The sequence below is a fragment of the Amycolatopsis sp. NPDC004378 genome, from assembly GCF_053602455.1.
Map to the genome: position 1 here is coordinate 35,053 of NZ_JBSGDR010000004.1, position 18,834 is coordinate 53,886.

The 18,834-nt window shown below is 72.4% G+C and carries 14 protein-coding genes; 9 read left to right on the plus strand and 5 right to left on the minus strand.

The genetic code is table 11. The features are described 5' to 3' along the window. The first annotated feature begins 57 nt into the window (after window positions 1-57). Both ACWEN0_RS15145 and ACWEN0_RS15150 read left to right on the plus strand, forming a co-directional pair. Entirely contained in the window at window positions 58-1,248 is a 1,191-nt protein-coding gene (locus ACWEN0_RS15145; RefSeq protein ID WP_451974277.1) for a thiolase family protein, read from the plus strand. Then, a complete protein-coding gene (locus ACWEN0_RS15150; protein WP_451973395.1) occupies window positions 1,248-3,359 on the plus strand; it encodes a 3-hydroxyacyl-CoA dehydrogenase NAD-binding domain-containing protein in 2,112 nt (703 codons plus the stop codon). The genes ACWEN0_RS15145 and ACWEN0_RS15150 overlap by 1 nt, the downstream gene beginning before the upstream one ends. Here ACWEN0_RS15150 and ACWEN0_RS15155 read toward each other — a convergent pair. Next, on the minus strand, window positions 3,356-3,784 hold the full coding sequence (locus tag ACWEN0_RS15155; protein WP_451973397.1) for a hypothetical protein: 429 nt from the start codon (window positions 3,782-3,784) through the stop codon (window positions 3,356-3,358). The genes ACWEN0_RS15150 and ACWEN0_RS15155 overlap by 4 nt on opposite strands. Before the next feature lie 69 nt (window positions 3,785-3,853). Between ACWEN0_RS15155 and ACWEN0_RS15160 the strand changes: the two genes are divergently transcribed. Both ACWEN0_RS15160 and ACWEN0_RS15165 read left to right on the plus strand, forming a co-directional pair. Continuing rightward, window positions 3,854-5,383 carry a twin-arginine translocation signal domain-containing protein gene (locus ACWEN0_RS15160; RefSeq protein WP_451973399.1) on the plus strand — a complete coding sequence of 510 codons (1,530 nt, stop codon included), beginning with the start codon at window positions 3,854-3,856 and terminating at the stop codon, window positions 5,381-5,383. Window positions 5,384-5,416: 33 nt separating this feature from the next. Next, complete coding sequence (locus ACWEN0_RS15165; protein ID WP_451973401.1) at window positions 5,417-6,475, plus strand: alpha/beta hydrolase; 1,059 nt, start codon at window positions 5,417-5,419, stop codon at window positions 6,473-6,475. 20 nt (window positions 6,476-6,495) lie between these two features. Here the strand turns inward: ACWEN0_RS15165 and ACWEN0_RS15170 are convergent, their stop codons facing one another. From ACWEN0_RS15170 to ACWEN0_RS15180, 3 genes are read right to left on the minus strand one after another with little or no spacing between them, the layout of a single operon-like run. After that, window positions 6,496-7,620, minus strand: coding sequence for a sensor histidine kinase (locus ACWEN0_RS15170; protein ID WP_451973403.1), 1,125 nt, complete (start codon window positions 7,618-7,620; stop codon window positions 6,496-6,498). Then, window positions 7,617-8,294, minus strand: coding sequence for a response regulator transcription factor (locus ACWEN0_RS15175; RefSeq protein ID WP_451973405.1), 678 nt, complete (start codon window positions 8,292-8,294; stop codon window positions 7,617-7,619). The genes ACWEN0_RS15170 and ACWEN0_RS15175 overlap by 4 nt, the downstream gene beginning before the upstream one ends. A gap of 35 nt (window positions 8,295-8,329) precedes the next feature. Next, on the minus strand, window positions 8,330-9,814 hold the full coding sequence (locus ACWEN0_RS15180; protein ID WP_451973407.1) for a PucR family transcriptional regulator: 1,485 nt from the start codon (window positions 9,812-9,814) through the stop codon (window positions 8,330-8,332). A 118-nt stretch (window positions 9,815-9,932) separates the two neighbouring features. On the opposite strand from ACWEN0_RS15180, the gene ACWEN0_RS15185 reads away from it, so the two are divergent. From ACWEN0_RS15185 to ACWEN0_RS15205, 5 genes are read left to right on the plus strand one after another with little or no spacing between them, the layout of a single operon-like run. Further along, window positions 9,933-11,378, plus strand: a complete 1,446-nt coding sequence (locus ACWEN0_RS15185) for a sodium:solute symporter (protein WP_451973409.1) — start codon at window positions 9,933-9,935, stop codon at window positions 11,376-11,378. Further along, window positions 11,371-12,315 carry an agmatinase gene (gene speB, locus ACWEN0_RS15190; RefSeq protein WP_451973411.1) on the plus strand — a complete coding sequence of 315 codons (945 nt, stop codon included), beginning with the start codon at window positions 11,371-11,373 and terminating at the stop codon, window positions 12,313-12,315. The genes ACWEN0_RS15185 and speB overlap by 8 nt, the downstream gene beginning before the upstream one ends. Then, window positions 12,312-13,955 carry a thiamine pyrophosphate-binding protein gene (locus ACWEN0_RS15195; protein WP_451973413.1) on the plus strand — a complete coding sequence of 548 codons (1,644 nt, stop codon included), beginning with the start codon at window positions 12,312-12,314 and terminating at the stop codon, window positions 13,953-13,955. The genes speB and ACWEN0_RS15195 overlap by 4 nt, the downstream gene beginning before the upstream one ends. Further along, window positions 13,952-15,310, plus strand: coding sequence for an aminobutyraldehyde dehydrogenase (locus ACWEN0_RS15200; protein WP_451973415.1), 1,359 nt, complete (start codon window positions 13,952-13,954; stop codon window positions 15,308-15,310). Before ACWEN0_RS15195 ends, ACWEN0_RS15200 begins: the two co-directional genes overlap by 4 nt. Then, window positions 15,307-16,758 carry a purine-cytosine permease family protein gene (locus tag ACWEN0_RS15205; protein ID WP_451973417.1) on the plus strand — a complete coding sequence of 484 codons (1,452 nt, stop codon included), beginning with the start codon at window positions 15,307-15,309 and terminating at the stop codon, window positions 16,756-16,758. Before ACWEN0_RS15200 ends, ACWEN0_RS15205 begins: the two co-directional genes overlap by 4 nt. 88 nt (window positions 16,759-16,846) lie before the next feature. On the opposite strand, the gene dxs is transcribed toward ACWEN0_RS15205, so the two are convergent. Continuing rightward, a complete protein-coding gene (dxs, locus tag ACWEN0_RS15210; protein ID WP_451973419.1) occupies window positions 16,847-18,760 on the minus strand; it encodes a 1-deoxy-D-xylulose-5-phosphate synthase in 1,914 nt (637 codons plus the stop codon). Between the last annotated feature and the right edge of the window lie 74 nt (window positions 18,761-18,834).

Sequence of the window (18,834 nt, forward strand, 5' to 3'; positions counted from 1 at the left end):
ACTAATGGAGCATTCGTGGCCGCACCAGCAACGCCGCTCGCGCCGAACGCGCGGGGCGTGCGCAACGTCGCCTTCGTCGAAGGGGTACGGACCCCCTTCGGCAAGGCCGGCGACAAGGGCATCTACGCCGGGACCCGCGCCGACGACCTCGTCGTCAACGCCATCCGCGAGCTGCTGCGGCGGCACCCGGAGCTGCCGCCCGAGCGCGTCGACGAGGTGGCCATCGCCGCCACCACCCAGATCGGCGACCAGGGCCTGACCATCGGCCGCACGGCCGCGCTGCTGGCCGGGCTGCCCAAGTCGGTGCCCGGCTTCGCGATCGACCGCATGTGCGCCGGCGCGATGACCGCCGTCACGACCGCCGCGTCCGGCATCGGCTTCGGCGCCTACGACATCGCCATCGCCGGCGGCGTCGAGCACATGGGCCGCCACCCGATGGGCGAGGGCGTCGACCCGAACCCGCGGATCATCGCCGACAAGCTCGTCGACCCGACCGCGCTCGTCATGGGCCAGACCGCGGAGAACCTGCACGACCGCTTCCCCGCGATCACCAAGCAGCGCACCGACGCCTACGCCGCGCGCAGCCAGGAGCGCTACGCCGAAGCCGTCAAGACCGGCAAGATCGGCCCGGAGCTGGTCCCCGTCGCCACCCGGTCGAAGGACCTCGGCTGGGGTCTCGCCACCGAGGACGAGCCGCCGCGCCCCGGCACCACGATCGAGCAGCTCGCCGGGCTGAAGACGCCGTTCCGCCCGCACGGCCGGATCACCGCGGGCAACGCCGCGGGCCTCAACGACGGCGCCACCGCGTCGATCCTCGCCGACGAGGAGACCGCCCGCGAGCTGGGCCTGCCCGTCGCGATGCGGCTGGTCGGCTACTCCTTCGCCGGCGTCGAGCCGGAGGTCATGGGCATCGGCCCGGTGCCCGCCACCGAGAAGCTGTTCAAGCGCACCGGCCTGTCCATCGACGACATCGGCCTGTTCGAGATCAACGAGGCCTTCGCCGTGCAGGTGCTGGCCTTCCTCGACCACTTCGGCATCGACGACGAAGACCCGCGCGTGAACCAGTGGGGCGGCGCCATCGCGTGCGGCCACCCGCTGGCTTCCTCCGGCGTCCGGCTCATGACGCAGCTGGCCCGCCAGTTCGCCGAGCGGCCCGACGTGCGGTACGGCATGACCACGATGTGCATCGGCATCGGCATGGGCGGCACCGTGATCTGGGAGAACCCGGCGTTCGAGGGGGCGAAGTAATGACTTTCACCGCTGAAGAAGCGAAGGCCGCGTTCCCGGACGAGGTCGTCACCCACGCCGTGACGCGGCTGGTGAAGGTGCCCGGGCTCACCAAGCCCGTCGCGCTGATCACGCTCGACAACGGCCACGACCACACCCGGCCGAACACCTTCGGCCCCCAGGGTCTCGTGTCGTTGAACTCCGCGCTGGACAAGGCGTTCGAGGCCGAGCCCGCCGCGATCGCGGTCACCGGCAAGCCGTTCATCTTCGCCGTCGGCGCTGACCTCTCCGGCGTCGAGTCCGTGAGCGACCCGAAGCTGGCGCGCGAGATCGCCCAGACCGGGCACGACGTCTTCCGCCGCCTCACCGAGACCGAGATCCCGACGTTCGGCTTCATCAACGGCGCGGTCATGGGCGGCGGCCTGGAGCTGGCGCTGTCCTGCCACTACCGGACGCTCTCGGAGAACACCGCCGCCATCGCGTTCCCCGAGGTCTTCCTCGGCCTGTTCCCGGGCTGGGGCGGCACGCAGCTGCTGCCGAACCTCATCGGCGCGGACGCCGCCGTCACGGTGATCATCGAGAACGCCCTGGCGCAGAACAAGATGCTGAACGTCAAGCAGACGGCCGAGCTCGGCATCGTCGACGCGGTCTTCGGCTCGGCCGACTACCTCGAGCAGTCGCTGCTGTGGCTGGCGAAGGTGGTCAACGGCGAGATCACCCCGGCCCGCCGCGAGATCGACCGCAGCTCCGGCTGGGACGCCGCCATCGCCCGCGCCAAGTCCCTTGTGGACGGTCGCACGCACGGCGCGTCGCCGGGCGCGACCAAGGCGGTCGAGCTGCTGGAGCTGGCCCGCGAGAACGACCTCGACCGCGGTTACGCGGCCGAGACCGACGGCCTCGCCGAGCTGCTCTTGTCCGACGTCCTGCGTGCCGGGCTGTACTCGTTCAACCTGGTCAACAAGCGCGCCAAGCGCCCGGCCGGCGCGCCGGACAAGGCGTTGGCCCGCAAGGTGAACAAGGTCGGCATCGTCGGCGCCGGCCTGATGGCCAGCCAGCTCGCGCTGCTGTTCGTGCGCCGCCTCAAGGTGCCGGTCGTGCTGACCGACGTCGACCAGGAGCGCGTCGACAAGGGTGTCGGGTACGTCCACGCCGAGATCGACAAGCTGCTGGCCAAGAAGCGGCTTTCGCCGGACGGCGCGAACCGGCTCAAGGCGCTGGTGACCGGCTCGCTCGACAAGGCCGCGTTCTCCGACGCCGACTTCGTCATCGAGGCCGTGTTCGAGGAGCTGGGCGTCAAGCAGCAGGTGTTCGCCGAGCTGGAGCAGCACGTCTCCCCCGAGGCGATCCTCGCGACGAACACGTCGTCGCTGTCGATCACCGCGATGGCGTCGAAGCTGCAGCACCCCGAGCGGGTCGTCGGCTTCCACTTCTTCAACCCGGTCGCCGTGCTGCCGCTGCTGGAGATCGTCCGCGGTGAGAAGACCGACGACGCGTCGCTCGCGACGGCGTTCTCGGTCGGCAAGCAGCTGAAGAAGTCCAGCGTGCTGGTGAAGGACGCGTCGGCGTTCGTCGTCAACCGGCTCCTGCTGCGCTTCCTCGGCGAGGTCCTGGTGGCCGTCGACGAAGGCACGCCGTTCGAGGTCGCCGACGGCGCGCTCGAGCCGCTCGGCCTGCCGATGTCGCCGCTGACGCTGATGCAGCTCGTCGGCCCGGCCATCGCGCTGCACGTCGGCGAGACGCTGCACGAGGCGTTCCCGGACCGGTTCACCGTGTCCGAGAACCTCGCGAAGTTCGTCAAGGCGGGCAAGAAGGGCGTCTGGGTCTGGGACGACCAGGGCAACCAGTCCCCCGACCCCGAGGTCGTCGAGCTGTGGACGCAGGGCGACCAACCGTCCACTTCGGAGCAGGTGCGCGAGCGGGCCCTGGCGGCGATCGCCGAGGAGATCCGGATCATGCTCGACGAGGGCGTGGTCGCGGAGGCGCAGGACATCGACCTGTGCCTGATCCTCGGCGCGGGCTGGCCGTTCTGGAACGGCGGCATCACGCCGTACCTGGACCGCTCCGGCGTCTCCGAGCGGGTGAACGGCAAGCCGTTCCTCGCCCCGGGCGTGGCTTCGGTCCCGGCGAGCTAGTACTCGCCCTCGCGGGGGCACTTCGGCGGCGGCGCACTGAGCTTCAGCTGCGCCGCCGTCGCGTCCGCGTCGATGACCGTGACGCGCTCGGCGGTCCGGAAGCGGGCGTGCAGCTCCTGCGCCCAGGCCTTCAGGTCGGTGCCCGGGACGGCGAGCAGCGAGACCGACGGCGGGTCCACGAAGACCCGCCGCGCCTTCGGGTCGTCGTGGAAGGAGCGGGCCGCCGCCCGCATCTCGTCGTCCGTCGGGAAGACCAGGACGACCGCCGCACACAGCGAATGGCCCGCCAGGGGCGCCGGGTTCGTGTCGACCGGCAGGTCCGGCGGGCGCTTCAGCGCGGCGACGAAGAACGCCAGCCCGACGCCGGCGGCCAGGGCCAGCGCGATCACCGGCGCGAGCACGCGGGCCAGGGGCTTGTCGTCCACGTCCAAGATCACAGCACACGTTGGCCGCCGGGACACCCTTCGTTCACCGGCACGGCTTAGCGTCCCGCCGTGACCTCCGACAGACGCCGGTTCCTCAAGGGCGCCGGGCTCGCGGCCGCCGCCGCGGGCATTCCGCTCCCCGCCTCCGAAAACCTCGATCTCGACCGGCTGTGCGGCCGTTATCAGTGGCTGGTCGGCGACCACCACACGCACAGCCAGTACTCGTACGACGCGATGTACCGGATCGACCAGATCGCCCGCGGCGGGCGCGCGCACGGCGCCGACTGGATCGTCTTCACCGACCACGGCCACGCCGAGCACGAGAAGGTGTCGGTCGAGCCGACCGAGGCGGACTTCCTCGCCGCGCGGCGCAAGTACCCGGACCTGCTGCTGTGGCACGGCATGGAGTGGAACGTCCCGGGCGCCGAGCACGCCACGGTGTTCTTCCAGGCCGGTCCGGCACAGGCGGCCAAGCTGCGCGAGTTCGAGCGGACCTTCGACTGGCGGCTGACGAACTCCGAGGCGTCGAGCCCGGCGAACGAGGCCCTGGCGCTGCGCGCGTTGCGCTGGCTCTCCGACGAGGAACGCGCGTGGCGGATCCACGCGCCGGTCGTGCTGGTCAACCACCCGCTGCGCAACGGCCGTGTCGCGCCGCACGAGCTGCGCGCCTACCGCGACGCCGCGCCGGACATCGTGATCGGCATGGAAGGCGCGCCCGGCGCGCAGGCCGACGGCTTCCCGAAGCCGCTCGGCAACGGCGGCGCCCGCGGCGGCTACGCCAACAGCCCGGGCCCGAACTCGTGGCCGGGCTTCCCGGCCGAGGCGTACCGGACGTTCGGCGGCTGGGACTGGGCCACGGCCAAGGTCGGCGGCCTGTGGGACTCGATGCTCGCCGAGGGCAAGCCGTGGTGGATCACCACGAACTCCGACTCGCACTACAACCGCGGCGACACGCTGGTCCGGCCGGACGTGCCGGGCGACTGGTACGACACGCACGGGAAGTTCCCGGACCCGGTCGACACCGGCTCGCCGCAGCTGCTCGCGCCTTACGCCGACTTCTACCCCGGCGAGTTCAGCCGCACGTACGTCGGCGTCACGCGGCGAAGCCTCGAAGGCGTCCTCGAGGGCCTTCGGGCCGGGCGGATCTGGCTGACGCACGGCGGTCTGGCGCAGGACCTGCAGGTCGGCGTGTACGGCGGGGGCTCGTCGGCGACGCTGGGCGGCCGGCTGCGGGTGCGGCGCGGTTCGGACGTCACGCTCGTGGTGTCCGCGCGGCTGGCGTCCCGGCCGAACGGCGGCGGCTCGATCCCGCGGCTGGCCCGGCTGGACGTCATCGCGGGGCCCGTCACCGGCCCGGTGGCCGACCCCGACACGATGACGGCACCGGGCACCCGGGTCGTCGAGTCGTTCGAGCCGCGGTGGGCGCCCGGACGGCAGGTCGTGTACCGCCACACCTTCCGGAACGTGCGGGCGCCGTTCTACGCGCGGGTCCGCGGCACGTCCGGTGCCGGCGAGCCGACGCCGGACGTCCTCGGGCAGGCGAACCCGTTCGAGGACCTCTGGCTGTACGCGAACCCGGTTTTCGTCGACGTGCGCTGAAACCCCCGGCGTCGACCGTCCGATGTACTCGGTGTGAGACGACTGCTCGTCCAGGCGGTGATGACCGGGCTGCGGCTCCTGCTGCGGCTGCCGGAGCCGGTGCTGCGCGTGGTCGCCGGCCCCCCGGTGGTGGTCGACGGGCGGGCGCCGGTGCTGTCCGCCCGGGTGCTGATGCGGGTGTCGCGGCTCGCGCCGTTCGACGCGCCGCACCAGAACGGCAGCCTCGCGCGGGCCCGGGCGGAGCTGAACCTGGCGGGCGCGCTGGCCGGCGCCGGGATCTGCCCGGGCGTCCGGACGCGCGACTCGTCGTGGCCCGGGCCGGGCGGGCCGCTGCCGCTGCGGCTGTACGAACCGGCCGGGCTGCCGTCGCCGGGTCCGGCGATCGTGTACTTCCACGGCGGCGGGTTCGTGCTCGGCAGTCTCGACACGCACGAAGGCGCGTGCCGGCTGCTGGCCGAGGAGGCCGGCGTGCGGGTGCTGTCGATCGGCTACCGGCTGGCGCCGGAACACCCGTTCCCGGCGGCGGCTTCGGACGCCGTGGCGGCGTTTTCCCACGTGTCGTCCCATTTTCAGGACTACGGCGTGGACCCGGCCCGGCTCGCGGTGGGCGGCGACAGCAGCGGCGGCAACCTCGCGGCGGTGGTCGCCCACGCGGCGGCCCGCGGCGAGCTGCCACGCCCGGCGTTCAGCCTGCTGCTGACCCCGGCGACGGACGCGCTCGGCTCGTCGGAGTCCCACCGCCGGTTCGGCTCCGGCTTCCGCCTCGACCGGGACGAATGGGCTTGGTACCGCTCGCAGTACCTGCGCGACCCCGGTTCCTACCAGGACCCCCGAGCCTCGGTCCTCTACGACGACGCCCTGGCCGGCCTCCCGCCGACGTACGTGGCAACGTGCGGCTTCGACCTGCTGCGCGACGAAGGCGAGGCCTACGCTCGCCGCCTCGCCGCAGCCGGAGTTCCCGTGGTCCACCGCCGTCACGAAGGCCAGCTACACGGCTTCGCGAACCGCGTTGGCGTAGACCCGGACGCCCGCGCGGCGATGCTCCACGCGGCCGGAGTCCTCCGCGCCGGCCTCGCGCTCAGCCGGTCGTGAGGGACAGCCGCGGCAGGCCCTTAGCGCACGGGCAGGTGGACCGTCACGCCGAGGCCGCCGCCCACGATCGGTTCTGCCGCCACGCTTCCGCCGTGGGCCGCCACGGCCGCGCGGACGATCGACAGCCCGAGCCCGGCGCCGTGCCGGGCCGTGCGGGCCACCCCGGCCCGGCGGAACGGCTCGAACAGCTCGGCCACCGCCGCCGGGTCGACGAGCCCGCCCGACGACCGGACCCGCAGCGTCGACCACTGCGGCCCGGCCTGGGTCGCGACCTCCAGCCAGCCACCCTCGACGTTGTGGCGGACGGCGTTCTCCAGCAGGTTGCCCGCGATCCGCTCCAGCAGCGCCGGGTCGCCGAACGCGGGCGCCGGCGCCATCGCGAACGACGCCCGGATCCCGCGCTTCTCGGCCTCGAGCCGCACCGCGCGCCACGCCCGGTCGACGACGACCACCAGGTCGACCGGCTCGCGAACGCCGAGCCCGGCGCCGTCGGTGCGGGCCAGCAGCAGCAGCGAGTTCACCAGCTGCCCGGCGCGCTCGGTCGCGTCGCGGACCACGCCGCCCATCCGGCGCAGCTCGGCCTCGTCGGCGGCGTCGTCGGCCAGGGTGACGTCCAGCTCGGTGCGGATCACCGACAGCGGCGTCCGCAGCTCGTGGCTCGCGTTCGCGACGAAGTGGCGTTGCGCGTCGAACGCGGCCTGGAGGCGGTCGAGCATGTCGTCGAACGTGCTCGCCAGCTCCGCCAGCTCGTCACGCGACCGCACCTCGCCGATCCGCTCCCCGAGCGACTCGACCGACAGCCGCCGCGCGGTGCCGGTGATCTCGCGCAGCGGCAGCAGGACGCGCGAGGTGAACGTCCAGGCGAGGATCGCCGCGGCCGCCACCACCAGCAGGAACGCGATCGAGCCGAACAGCAGCATCCGGTCGCGGGCGTGCACGCGCAGGTGCTCGGCCAGCGTCGACGCGTCGACCTGGACGCCGTCGACGACCACCACGCTGCCGGGCGGCATCTGCGGGACCGCGTCGAGCGAGTCCCGCACCAGCGTCCAGGCCAGCCACAGCAGCAGCAGGCTGACGGCGGCGACCAGCACGGTCGCCAGCAGGGTGATCCGGGCGCGGAGGCTGCGGGTGCCCGGCAGGTTCACGCGCGTTGTACGCCGGGCTCCGGCACCCGGTACCCGGAGCCGACGACGGTCTCGATGATCCCCGGCTCGCCGAGCTTCTTGCGCAGCGTCATGACGGTGACCCGGACCGTCGTGGTGAACGGGTCGGCGTTCTCGTCCCAGACGCGTTCGAGCAGTTCCTCGCTGCTGACCACGGACCCGGCGGCCTGCAGGAGGACCTCGAGCACACCGAACTCCTTGCGCGTCAGCTCGACGGGCCCGCTCGCCCGGCGCACGGTGCGCTTGGCGGGGTCGAGCTCGACGTCGCCGGCGGTGAGCAGCGGCGGCGCGGCCGGCGTGGCACGGCGGCCCAGCGCCCGCACCCGCGCGACGAGCTCGGGGAAGGCGAAGGGTTTCGCGAGGTAGTCGTCGGCGCCGAGCGACAGCCCGTCGACGCGGTCGGACACCGAACTGCTCGCGGTGAGCATGAGCACCCGGGTCAGCTCCCCGGACGCGACGATCTCCCGGCACAGCTCGTCCCCGGACATCCCGGGCAGGTCCCGGTCCAGCAACACGACGTCGTACCGCGTGACGGCGGCCTTCTCGTGCCCGTCGTCCCCGGTGAGCGCGACGTCCACGGCCATGCCCTCCCGGCGCAGCCCGCGCGCGATCGCATCGGCCAGGGGTTCTTCGTCCTCGACTACCAAAACTCGCACGAGCCCACAATCCCATATTTTCCTGAGAGTGCCCTTTAAGGACTTTGTGGATCCGGTGAAGCCCACCGGAGGGCGAACCACAGCCGCATCCGGGCCTCGGGATCCGCCAAATCCACTCCCAGCGCCTTCTCCACCTGCGCGATCCGGTGCCGGACGCTGTTGCGGTGCACGCCCAGTTCCGCGGCCGTCGGCTCCCAGCCGCCGTGGTGGGCCAGCCACGTCCGCAAGGTGCGCACCAAGAACCGGTCCCCCGCCGCGTCCAAGGCCACCAGCGGTTCCAGGGCCTTCGCCGCGAACCCCGCCGCGGCGCCCGGGGTGACCAAAGCGTCGAAGTCCAGGGGCGAGTCCCCCGCGACCACCGGACGGCCGAGCGCCTGCGCCCGCGCCAGCAGCAAGTCGACCTCGCTCTCGGACAGCCGTGCGGCCGGTGCCGGGGAACCCACCGCCGCCAGCCAGCCGTGGGCGCGCAGGTCCTCCAGCGCCGGGAGCGGCGGCGCGGACCCCGCGATCGCCACGAACCGGCCGGGCCGGACCGAGACCAGCGGCGTGTCGAGCCGCGCGCGCAGCCAGTCGGGTCGCTGGGCCGCCTCGTCCGGTCCCCGCCGGTGGGCCACCCCGGCGACCAGCCGGACGACGTCCGAGCCGACCAGCGCGCGGGCGACATCCCCGGGCGCCGCCCGGCCCAGCAGCAGCCCGGTCGCCGCCGCGCCCAGCTCGGCCGCGTCCGACCCCGCCCGGCCCACCAGGCCCAGCAGGGCCGCGCCGACCGCGAGGATGGCCCGCTCGGCGCCGTCGAAGCGCCGGGACCGGCCGACGACCACCAGGTGCGACGCCGTCGCCTGCGGGTACACCGGCTGGACCACCACGAACCCGGCACCGAGCTCGGTGGTCGCGCTGCGGATGCCGCTGCCCGCCCGCACGGTCGCCACCAGCTCGCGGACCTCGGGCGGCAACGGCGTGGGCGCGTCGTGCGCCGAGGCCAGGACGTCTCCGGCCCCGACCAGCGCGACCCACGACCGCAGCTGCCCGGCCAGCGACGACGTCAGCTCGCCCAGCCCGCCACCGGCCGCGCGGGTCAACGCCTCCCGCGCCACCGTGATCCGCCGCTGCTCGCGCTGCCCGGCCTCGGTCAGGGCGACCGACACCGCCCGGTTGACCGCGAGGAACGGCGTCCGCGCGGGCACCACCAGCAACGGCAGCCCGTGCCGCGCGCAGGCCCGGCGCAACGGCTCGGGCAGCGTCTCGAACACCGTCGGGGTGAGCCCGAACCCCAGCGCCGTCACCCCGGCTTCGCGCAGGCCGCGCACGTACCGGTCGATCCGCTCCGGGAGGTTCACCCCCGCGGTGAGGATCAGCTCGCCGCCCACCAGGTAGGGCGCGGGGTCCTGCAGCTCGCTGACGTGGGCCCAGCGCACGGGCAGGTCCAGCGCGCCCGGCCGCAGCGTCTCGCGGACGACCTCCAGGGCGAGCTCCCGGTTGCCGACCACGTCCCGTAACGGGACATTCACTTCGGCGGACAACGATTCCAGGTTTTGGGTCATCACATCCCCGAACAAGTCGACTTGGGGATGAATCATCCCATGCCGGAAGGGTGGCGGCCGAACCTACGGTGACCCGAAACGACGTGAGGAGGACACCGTGACCGGGGACTACGCCGTGATCGCGTTGTACATCGCGGGCATGCTCGGGGTCGGCTGGTACGGCCTCCGGCTCGCCAAGACCAAGTCCGACTACCTCGTCGCCGGGCGGCGGCTGGGCTGGTTCATGTACTCCGGCACGATGTCGGCCGTCGTCCTCGGCGGCGCGTCCACCGTGGGCGGGGTGAAGCTCGGCTACACCTACGGCATCTCCGGCATGTGGCTGGTCGTCACCATCGGCGTCGGCATCCTGGTGCTGCACGCGCTGTTCGCGCGGCGGCTGGTCCGGCTGAAGGTCTACACCGTCGGCGAGATGCTCGACCTGCGCTACGGCGGCCGCACCAGCGCGGTGTCCGGCGTCGTCATGTGGGGCTACACCCTGATGCTCACGGTCACCTCGACGCTGGCCTTCGCCTCCATCTTCAAGGTGCTGTTCGACCTGCCGAACTGGGCCGGCATCGCGATCGGCGGCTCGATCGTCGTGCTCTACTCGGTGCTCGGCGGCATGTGGTCGATCACGCTCACCGACATCGCCCAGTTCGTCATCAAGACCATCGGCATCCTGCTGATCCTGCTGCCGGTCGCGATCACCTCGGCGGGCGGCTTCTCCGGGATGAGCCAAAAGCTCGACGCGAGCTTCTTCAGCTTCACCTCGATCGGCACCGACACGATCATCACGTACTTCGTCATCTACACCTTCGGCCTGCTCATCGGCCAGGACATCTGGCAGCGCGTGTTCACCGCCCGCACGCCGGGGATCGCGACGTCCGGCGGCATCACCTCCGGCGTCTACTGCCTGGTCTACGGCCTGGCCGGGGCCCTGATCGGCACCGCGGCGCACGCCCTGTACCCGGACCTCGCCAGCGCGCAGGACGCCTTCGCGACGATCGTCGAACGCCTGCTGCCGACCGGCGTCCGCGGCCTGGTGCTGGCCGCCGCGCTCTCGGCGATGATGTCGACGGCGAGCGGCGCGCTCATCGCCTGCTCCACCACCACGACGTCCGACCTGCTGACCAAGATCGGCCTGAAGAAGGGCGGCGAGGTCCGCCGCAACCGGATCACCACGCTCGTGCTCGGCCTGGTCGCGATCGGCATCGCGATGGTCGTCGACGACGTCGTCAACGCGCTCACCATCGCCTACGACATCCTGGTCGGCGGCCTCCTGGTCGCGATCGTCGGCGCGCTGTTCTGGAAGCGCGGCACCCGGCAGGGCGCGTACGCGTCGATGATCGCCGGCACCGTGTCCGTGGTCGCCTTCATGATCATCGACGGCGTCGACGCCAACTCCCCGATCTACTGGGGCCTCGGCGCGAGCCTGGTCGTCTACCTGGCCGTCAGCTTCGCGACCCCGCGGACGGCCGACTCGATCCTGTCCACCTGGACCCGCCGGCTCAACGGCGAAGACACCGAAATCCCGACCCGCGAACAGGAGCCCAGCAGTGCCTAACCTCGGACCCCTCGACTCGTCGCGCGTTCCCCGGTTCGCCGGTTTCGCGACCTTCGCGCGGCTGCCGCGGATCGACCAGGTCGAGCGCGCCGACGTCGCCGTCGTCGGGGTCCCGTTCGACTCCGGCGTGTCCTACCGGCCCGGCGCGCGGTTCGGCCCGGCAGCCGTGCGCGAGGCGAGCCGCCTGCTGCGGCCGTACCACCCGGAGCTGGACGTCTCACCGTTCGAGGAGCGGCAGGTCGTCGACGCCGGGGACATCGCGATCAACCCGTTCAACATCGGCGAAGCCATCGAGACGCTGCAGCAGGAAGCCGAAGCGCTGCAAGCGACCGGGACGCGGCTGGTGACCGTCGGCGGCGACCACACCATCGCGCTGCCGCTGCTGCGGGCCGCGGCGAAGAAGCACGGACCCGTTGCGCTGCTGCACTTCGACGCGCACCTCGACACCTGGGACACCTACTTCGGCGAGCCGTACACCCACGGGACGCCGTTCCGGCGGGCGTCCGAGGAGGGCATCCTCGACACGAGCGCGCTGTCGCACGTCGGCACCCGCGGCCCGCTGTACGGCAAGCGGGACCTCGAAGAGGACCGCCGGCTCGGCTTCGGCATCGTGACTTCGGGCGACGTCCTGCGCCGCGGCGTCGCCGAGACCGTCGACGCGCTGCGGCAGCGCATCGGCGACCGGCCGCTGTACGTCTCGGTCGACATCGACGTGCTCGACCCGGCCCACGCACCCGGCACCGGCACACCCGAGGCCGGCGGGATGACCAGCCGCGAGCTGCTGGAGATCCTGCGCGGGCTGCGCGACCTCAACCTGGTCGGCGCGGACGTCGTCGAGCTCGCCCCGGCCTACGATCACGCCGAGATCACGGCCATCGCGGCCTCCCACGTCGCCTACGACCTGGTGAGCCTGCTGACCTTGGGGAAGGGCGAATGACCCGCATCGGCGGCGACGTCGTCGTCGAAACCCTGCGGGCGCTCGGCGCCGACACGGTGTTCGGGCTGCCGGGCCAGCACGCGCTGGGCGTGTTCGAAGCGCTCCGGCGGGCCGGGGACGTGCGCGTGATCAGCGGGCGCGTCGAGAACAACCTCGCGTTCGCCGCCGACGGGTACGCCCGTGCGCGGCTCGCCGCGAACCCCGACGGCCCGGTGCCGGTGACGCCCCTGGTCGTGTCGACCGGCCCGGGTGCGTTGCTCACCTTGGCTTCCCTGCAGGAATCGCGCGCCGCTTCGGTGCCCGTGCTCGGGATCTCCAGCCAGGTCCCGGTGCCCGGGCTCGGCGGCGGCCGCCACGGCTACCTGCACGAGCTGCCCGACCAGCAGGCGAGCTTCCGCGACGTCGTCAAGTCGGTGCACGTCGTGCGGCGCGCGAGCCAGATCCCTTCGGCGCTGCGCGAAGCGTGGACGGCGGCGGCGACCGCGCCCTACGGCCCGGTGTGGGTCGAGATCTCCCAGGACGTGCTGCTCGGCCCGGCCGGCGTCCCGCCGATCACGTCGGTGGCGGCCGCTCCCCCGGTGCTGGAACCGTTGCCGGAGCTGGTCACCGCGGCGGCCGAGCTGCTGGCCGCGGCGGCGAACCCGGTGATCCTGGCCGGTGGCGGCGCGGTGCGGTCCGGCGCGCACGCCGAGCTGAAGGCGCTGGCCGAGGCGCTGCGCGCACCCGTGATCTCGACCTTCGGCGGCAAGGGTGTCTTCGGCTGGGACCACGAGCTGTCCGGGCGCTCGTGGATGGAGGACTGGCACACGACGGAGTTCCTGGCGGACGCCGACGTGCTGCTGGTGCTCGGGTCCGGGCTCGGCGAGCTGTCCAGCAACTACCGCGAGTTCGCGCCGCGCGGCCAGGTGATCCAGGTCGAGGCCGACCTCGGCAAGCTGGAGTCGAACTACCCGGGCCTGGGCATCCACGCCGACGTCAAGCTCGCGCTGCAGGCGCTGCTGGAGTGGGTGCCGATGCGGGCGTCCGACGGGCGGGCCGAGGCCGCGGTTTCCTCTCTTCTGGCGGCGGTCGAGTCGCGGTTGGACGGTCAGGACCTGGCCGTCGAGCGGAAGCTGATCGACGACATCCGTGCCGCGCTGCCCGAGGGCACGCAGACGTTCTGGGACATGACGATCGCGGCGTACTGGGCGTGGTCGGCGTGGAACCCCGAGGGCGCGCCGATCCACACCGCGCAGGGCGCGGGCGGGCTGGGCTACGGCCTGCCGGGCGCGCTCGGCGGCGCCGTCGCCGGGCGGCCGACGCTCGCCGTGTCGGGGGACGGTGGCGCGATGTACGGCGTCGCCGAGCTGGCCACCGCGGTCCAGCACGGCCTGGACGTCACGTGGCTGGTCGTCGACGATGGCGGTTACGGCGTCCTGCGCGAGTACCTCACCGACGCCTTCGGCCACACGACGGCGACCGAGCTGACTCGCCCCGACTTCGTGGCTTTGGCGTCCTCCTTCGGCGTCCCCGCAGTCTTGTCCACTTTGGACACGGTAGGCGAGGACCTCGCCGAAGCACTGCGCACGCCGGGCCCGTCCGTGGTCGTCCTGCCTGCCCTGTTGAAGCTGTTCGCGCCGACCCACCTGGAGAAGGCATGACCCGCACGCTCGACCTGACCGACCCCTCGACCGGCGAAGTGTTCGGCACCAGCGAAATCGCTTCGCAGGCCGACGTGGACACCGCGCTCGAAGCGGCCGCGAAGGCGTTCGACGTCTGGCGGCGCAGCACCCCCGCCCAGCGGCAGCTGGCCCTGCTGAAGATCGCCGACGCGCTCGAAGCACGGGCGGCCGAGTTCGCCGACCTGGAGGTGCGCGAGACCGGCAAGATCCGTTCGGTCGTCCTGGAGGAGGAAATCCCGGAGTGCGTCAGCGCTCTGCGGTTCTTCGCGGGCGCCGCGCGGCAGCTGGAGGGCACCGCGGCCGGCGAGTACACGGCGGGCCACACGTCGGTGATCCGCCGTGAGCCGGTCGGTGTCTGCGCGCAGATCGCGCCGTGGAACTACCCGCTGATGATGGCCGTCTGGAAGATCGCGCCGGCCCTGGCGGCGGGCAACACCGTGGTGCTCAAGCCGGCCGAGACGACGCCGTCCACGGCCGTGCTGCTGGCCGAGGTCGCGGCGGAGTTCCTGCCGGAGGGCGCGTTCACCGTGCTGACCGGCGACCGCGACACCGGCCGCGCGCTGGTCAAGCACCCGATCACGGACCTCGTCTCGATCACCGGCTCGACGCGCGCGGGCATCGACGTCGCGACCGTGGCGGCGGCCGACCTCAAGCGCACCCACCTGGAGCTGGGCGGCAATGCGCCCCTGCTGGTCTTCCCGGACGTCGACCTGGCCGCGACCGCCGAGGGCATCGTGGGCGCGGCTTTCTACAACGCGGGTCAGGACTGCACGGCGGGCAGCCGCGTGCTGGTGCACGAGTCGATCCACGACGACTTCGTCGCCGCGCTGGCCAAGACGGCTGCCGCACAGACGCCGGGCGTCGACTACGGGCCGCTCAACAGCGCGGCGCAGTTCTCGCGCGTCGAGGGCCTGATCTCGCGCCTGCCCGCGCACGCCCGCGTCGAGACCGGCGGGTCACGCTTCGGTGCGAAGGGGTTCTACTTCTCCCCCACCGTGGTTTCGGGGCTGCGCCAGGACGACGAGATCGTCCAGGAGGAGATCTTCGGCCCGGTCGTCACCGTCCAGTCCTTTTCGGACGAAGCCGCGGGTGTGGCCCTGGCCAACGGCGTCCCGTACGGACTGGCGTCGTCGGTCTGGACTCGCGATCTGGCGATCGCCGCGCGGGTCTCGGCCGGGCTGGACTTCGGCTGCGTGTGGGTCAACACGCACGGGCCGCTGGTCGCCGAGATGCCGCACGGCGGGTTCGGCCACTCCGGGCACGGCAAGGACCTCTCGGGGTACAGCTTCGCCGAGTACACGCGCGTCAAGCACGTCATGACGAGGTTCGCATGAGCGCGCGCGTGACGGAGGTCGAGCACAACGGCATCGCGCCGATCCCGCCGGAAGAGCAGACGTCACGCCCGCGCGACCTGTTCCGGATGGCGTTCGGCGGCGCGAACACGTTCGCCACGATCATCCTGGGCACGCTGCCGATCGCGTACGGCCTGAGCTTCCGCGACGCGGCCTTGGCGACAGCGCTCGGCGTCGTCGTCGGCGGCCTGGTCCTGGCGCCGATGGCGTTGTTCGGGCCGCGGACGCGCACCAACAACGCGGTGTCGTCCGGCGCGCACTTCGGCGTGGTGGGCCGGTGCGTCGGGTCGTTCCTGTCGCTGCTGACGGCGATCACGTTCTTCGCGATTTCGGTCTGGGTCAGCGGCGACGCGGTGGCCGGCGCGGCGCAAAGGTTGTTCGGCTTCGACGGCGGCGAGGTGCTGCGCGGTGTCGCGTACGGCGTCATCGCGATCGCGACGCTGGTCGTGTGCATCTACGGCTACCGGTTCATGCTGCTGGTGAACCGGATCGCGGTGGTGCTGGGCACGGTGATCATGCTGCTGGGCGTCCTGGCCTACGGCGGCACGTTCGACCCGGGCTACGCGGGCACGGGAACGTACGCGCTGGGCACGTTCTGGCCGACGTTCACCCTGGCCGCACTGACCGCCTTGGCCAACCCGATCAGCTTCGGCGCGTTCCTGGGCGACTGGGCGCGCTACATCCCGTCGTCGTTCAGCAAGCGCTCTCTGCTCACAGCGCCGTTCCTGGCCCAGGTGGCGACGCTGCTGCCGTTCGGCTTCGGCATCGCGACGGCGACGCTGGTGGCGGACCCGGCCGACTACATCACCGGCCTGACGGCGATTTCCCCGCTGTGGTACGCGATCCCGCTGATCGTGGTGGCCCTGATCGGCGGCCTGTCCACCGGCACGACGTCGCTCTACGGCACCGGCCTGGACTTCAGCTCGATCTTCCCGCGCCTGTCGCGGGTGCAGGCGACGGTGCTGATCGGCACGCTGAGCGTGGCGTTCATCTTCGTCGGCAACTTCGTGCTGGACATGGTGTCGAGCATCAACGCGTTCGCGACGCTGATCGTGCTGTGCACGTCCCCGTGGATGGTGATCATGATGATCGGCTTCGTCCAGCGCCGCGGTTTCTACGACGTGGCGGACTTGCAGGTGTTCAACGAAGGCCGCCGCGGCGGCCGGTACTGGTTCGCCCGCGGCGTCAACTGGCGCGCGATGGCGGCCTGGATCCCGGCGACGACGCTGGGCCTGCTGTGCGCGAACACGCCGATGATCGCGGGACCGTTGCGCGACATCGCCGGCGGCGTGGACATCAGCCTGCTGGTCACGTTGCTGACGGCGGCGTTGGCCTATCCGGCGCTGGTGAAGCTGTTCCCGGAGCCACCCGAGGTCTTCGGCTCGGTGCCCGCCCCGGCGACCGTCCTCACGGTGCCCGCCGAAACCTGACCGCGGCCCCCTCGCCCGGGGGCGCCCCCCGTTTTCCACTTTACCGGTGGGCACCGACAGTTTCGGTGCCCACCGATGTCGGGCCCGCTCAGCGGCGGTTGACGTCCTTGTGCTCGGCTTCCGAAGCCGACCCGAGCCGGCCGGACGCCCACTCCGTCACCCGGCGGGCCACGTCCTGCGCCGTCAGGCCGATGCGGCCCAGCACCTCGTCACGGCTGCCGAGGTCGTGGAACGTCTGCGGGACCGCCAGGTCCCGCAGCGGCACGTCGCACTCGGCGTCGCGGAAGACCGCTGCCAAGGCCGAGCCGAAGCCGCCGTGGCGGCCGCTGTCCTCCACCGTCACCACCAGCTTGTGCTGGGACGCCAGCGCCACCAGCTCCGCCGGGACCGGCAGCACCCAGCGCGGGTCGACCACCGTCACGCCGATGCCCTGGTCGGCCAGCCGGGCAGCCGCCGCCAGGCCCAGCGTCGCGAACGGGCCGACCGTCACCAGCAGCACGTCCGCGCCTTCGACCGGGCGGCGCAGCACGTCGACCGTGCCCAGGCGCTCGACCGCGGCGACGTCCGTGCCGACCTTGCCCTTCGAGAACCGCAGCGCGGTCGGGCCGTCGGAGACCGCGACGGCCTCGCGCAGCTCTTCCCGCAGCGTCGCCGGGTCGCGCGGCGCGGCCACGCGCATGCCCGGGACCATGCCGAGCAGCGAGAGGTCCCACATGCCGTGGTGGCTCGGGCCGTCCGGGCCGGTGATGCCCGCGCGGTCCAGCACCAGCGTCACCGGCTGGCGGTGCAGCGCGACGTCCATCAGCACCTGGTCGAACGCCCGGTTGAGGAACGTCGAGTAGATCGCGACCACCGGGTGCAGCCCGCCCATCGCCAGCCCCGCGGCGGAGGTGACCGCGTGCTGCTCGGCGATGCCGACGTCGTACCAGCGGTCCGGGAACGCCTCGGCGAACTTCTCCAGGCCGGTCGAGCGCAGCATCGCCGCCGTGATCGCGACGACGTCCTCGCGCTCGGCGCCGATCTTCGCCAGCTCGTCGCCGAACACGCCGGTCCAGCTCGGGCCCTTCACCGGCGGCAGGCCGGTCTCCGGGTCGATCGGGTCGGTCTGGTGCATCTGGTCGGCCTGGTGGTTGACCGCGGGCGCGTAGCCGTGGCCCTTCTCGGTCACCACGTGCACGATCACCGCGCCGCCGAACGCCTTCGCGCTGTGCAGGGCCTTCTCCAGCGCCACCTGGTCGTGGCCGTCGACCGGGCCGAGGTACTTCAGGCCGAGGTCGGAGAACATCGCCTGCGGGCTCAGCGCGTCCTTCAGCCCGGCCTTCGCGGCGTGCAGCGCGGCGTAGATCGGTTTCCCGACCACCGGGGTGTGCTTGAGGATCTCGCGGCCGCCGTCGAGCAGCCGCTCGTAGCCCGGCTGCAGGCGCAGCGCGGCCAGGTGGTCGGCGAGGCCGCCGATGGTCGGCGAGTAGGAGCGGCCGTTGTCGTTGATGACGATGACGACCGGGCGCTCGCGGTGCGCGGCGATGTTGTTGAGGGCCTCCCAGCACATGCCGCCGGTGAGCGCGCCGTCGCCGACGACGGCGATCGCGTGCCGTCCGCCACCGTCCAAGTGGAACGCCTTCGCCAGGCCGTCCACATAGGACAGTCCGGACGACGCGTGGCTGCTCTCCACCCAGTCGTGGTCACTCTCCGCGCGCGACGGGTAACCGGTGACGCCGCCGGTCTGGCGTAGCCGGTCGAAGCCGCCCGCGCGGCCGGTGACGATCTTGTGCACGTAGGCCTGGTGCCCGACGTCCCAGACGATCGCGTCGCGCGGCGAGTCGAACACGCGGTGCAGCGCCAGTGTCAGCTCGACGACGCCGAGGTTCGGCCCCAGGTGCCCGCCGGCGCGGCGGACCTTGTCGACGAGGAAGTCCCGGATCTCCGCGGCCAGTTCGCCGAGGTCCTCGACACTCATGCGCTTCAGGTCCGCCGGTCCGTTCACGGACTCCAGCAACGTCACTCGTCTCCACCTCACTCGTTCGGCACGCCCCGCGTCCGGCCCAGTCTACGGAGCACGGCGACCGGCCTTCCGCC

Bases quoted from the DNA above. Each gene is read 5' to 3' on its own strand.
- ACWEN0_RS15205 (WP_451973417.1), top strand. From the start codon at position 15,307: ATGAGCGCGCGCGTGACGGAGGTCGAGCACAACGGCATCGCGCCGATC.
- ACWEN0_RS15150 (WP_451973395.1), top strand. From the start codon at position 1,248: ATGACTTTCACCGCTGAAGAAGCGAAGGCCGCGTTCCCGGACGAGGTC.
- ACWEN0_RS15200 (WP_451973415.1), top strand. From the start codon at position 13,952: ATGACCCGCACGCTCGACCTGACCGACCCCTCGACCGGCGAAGTGTTC.
- ACWEN0_RS15195 (WP_451973413.1), top strand. From the start codon at position 12,312: ATGACCCGCATCGGCGGCGACGTCGTCGTCGAAACCCTGCGGGCGCTC.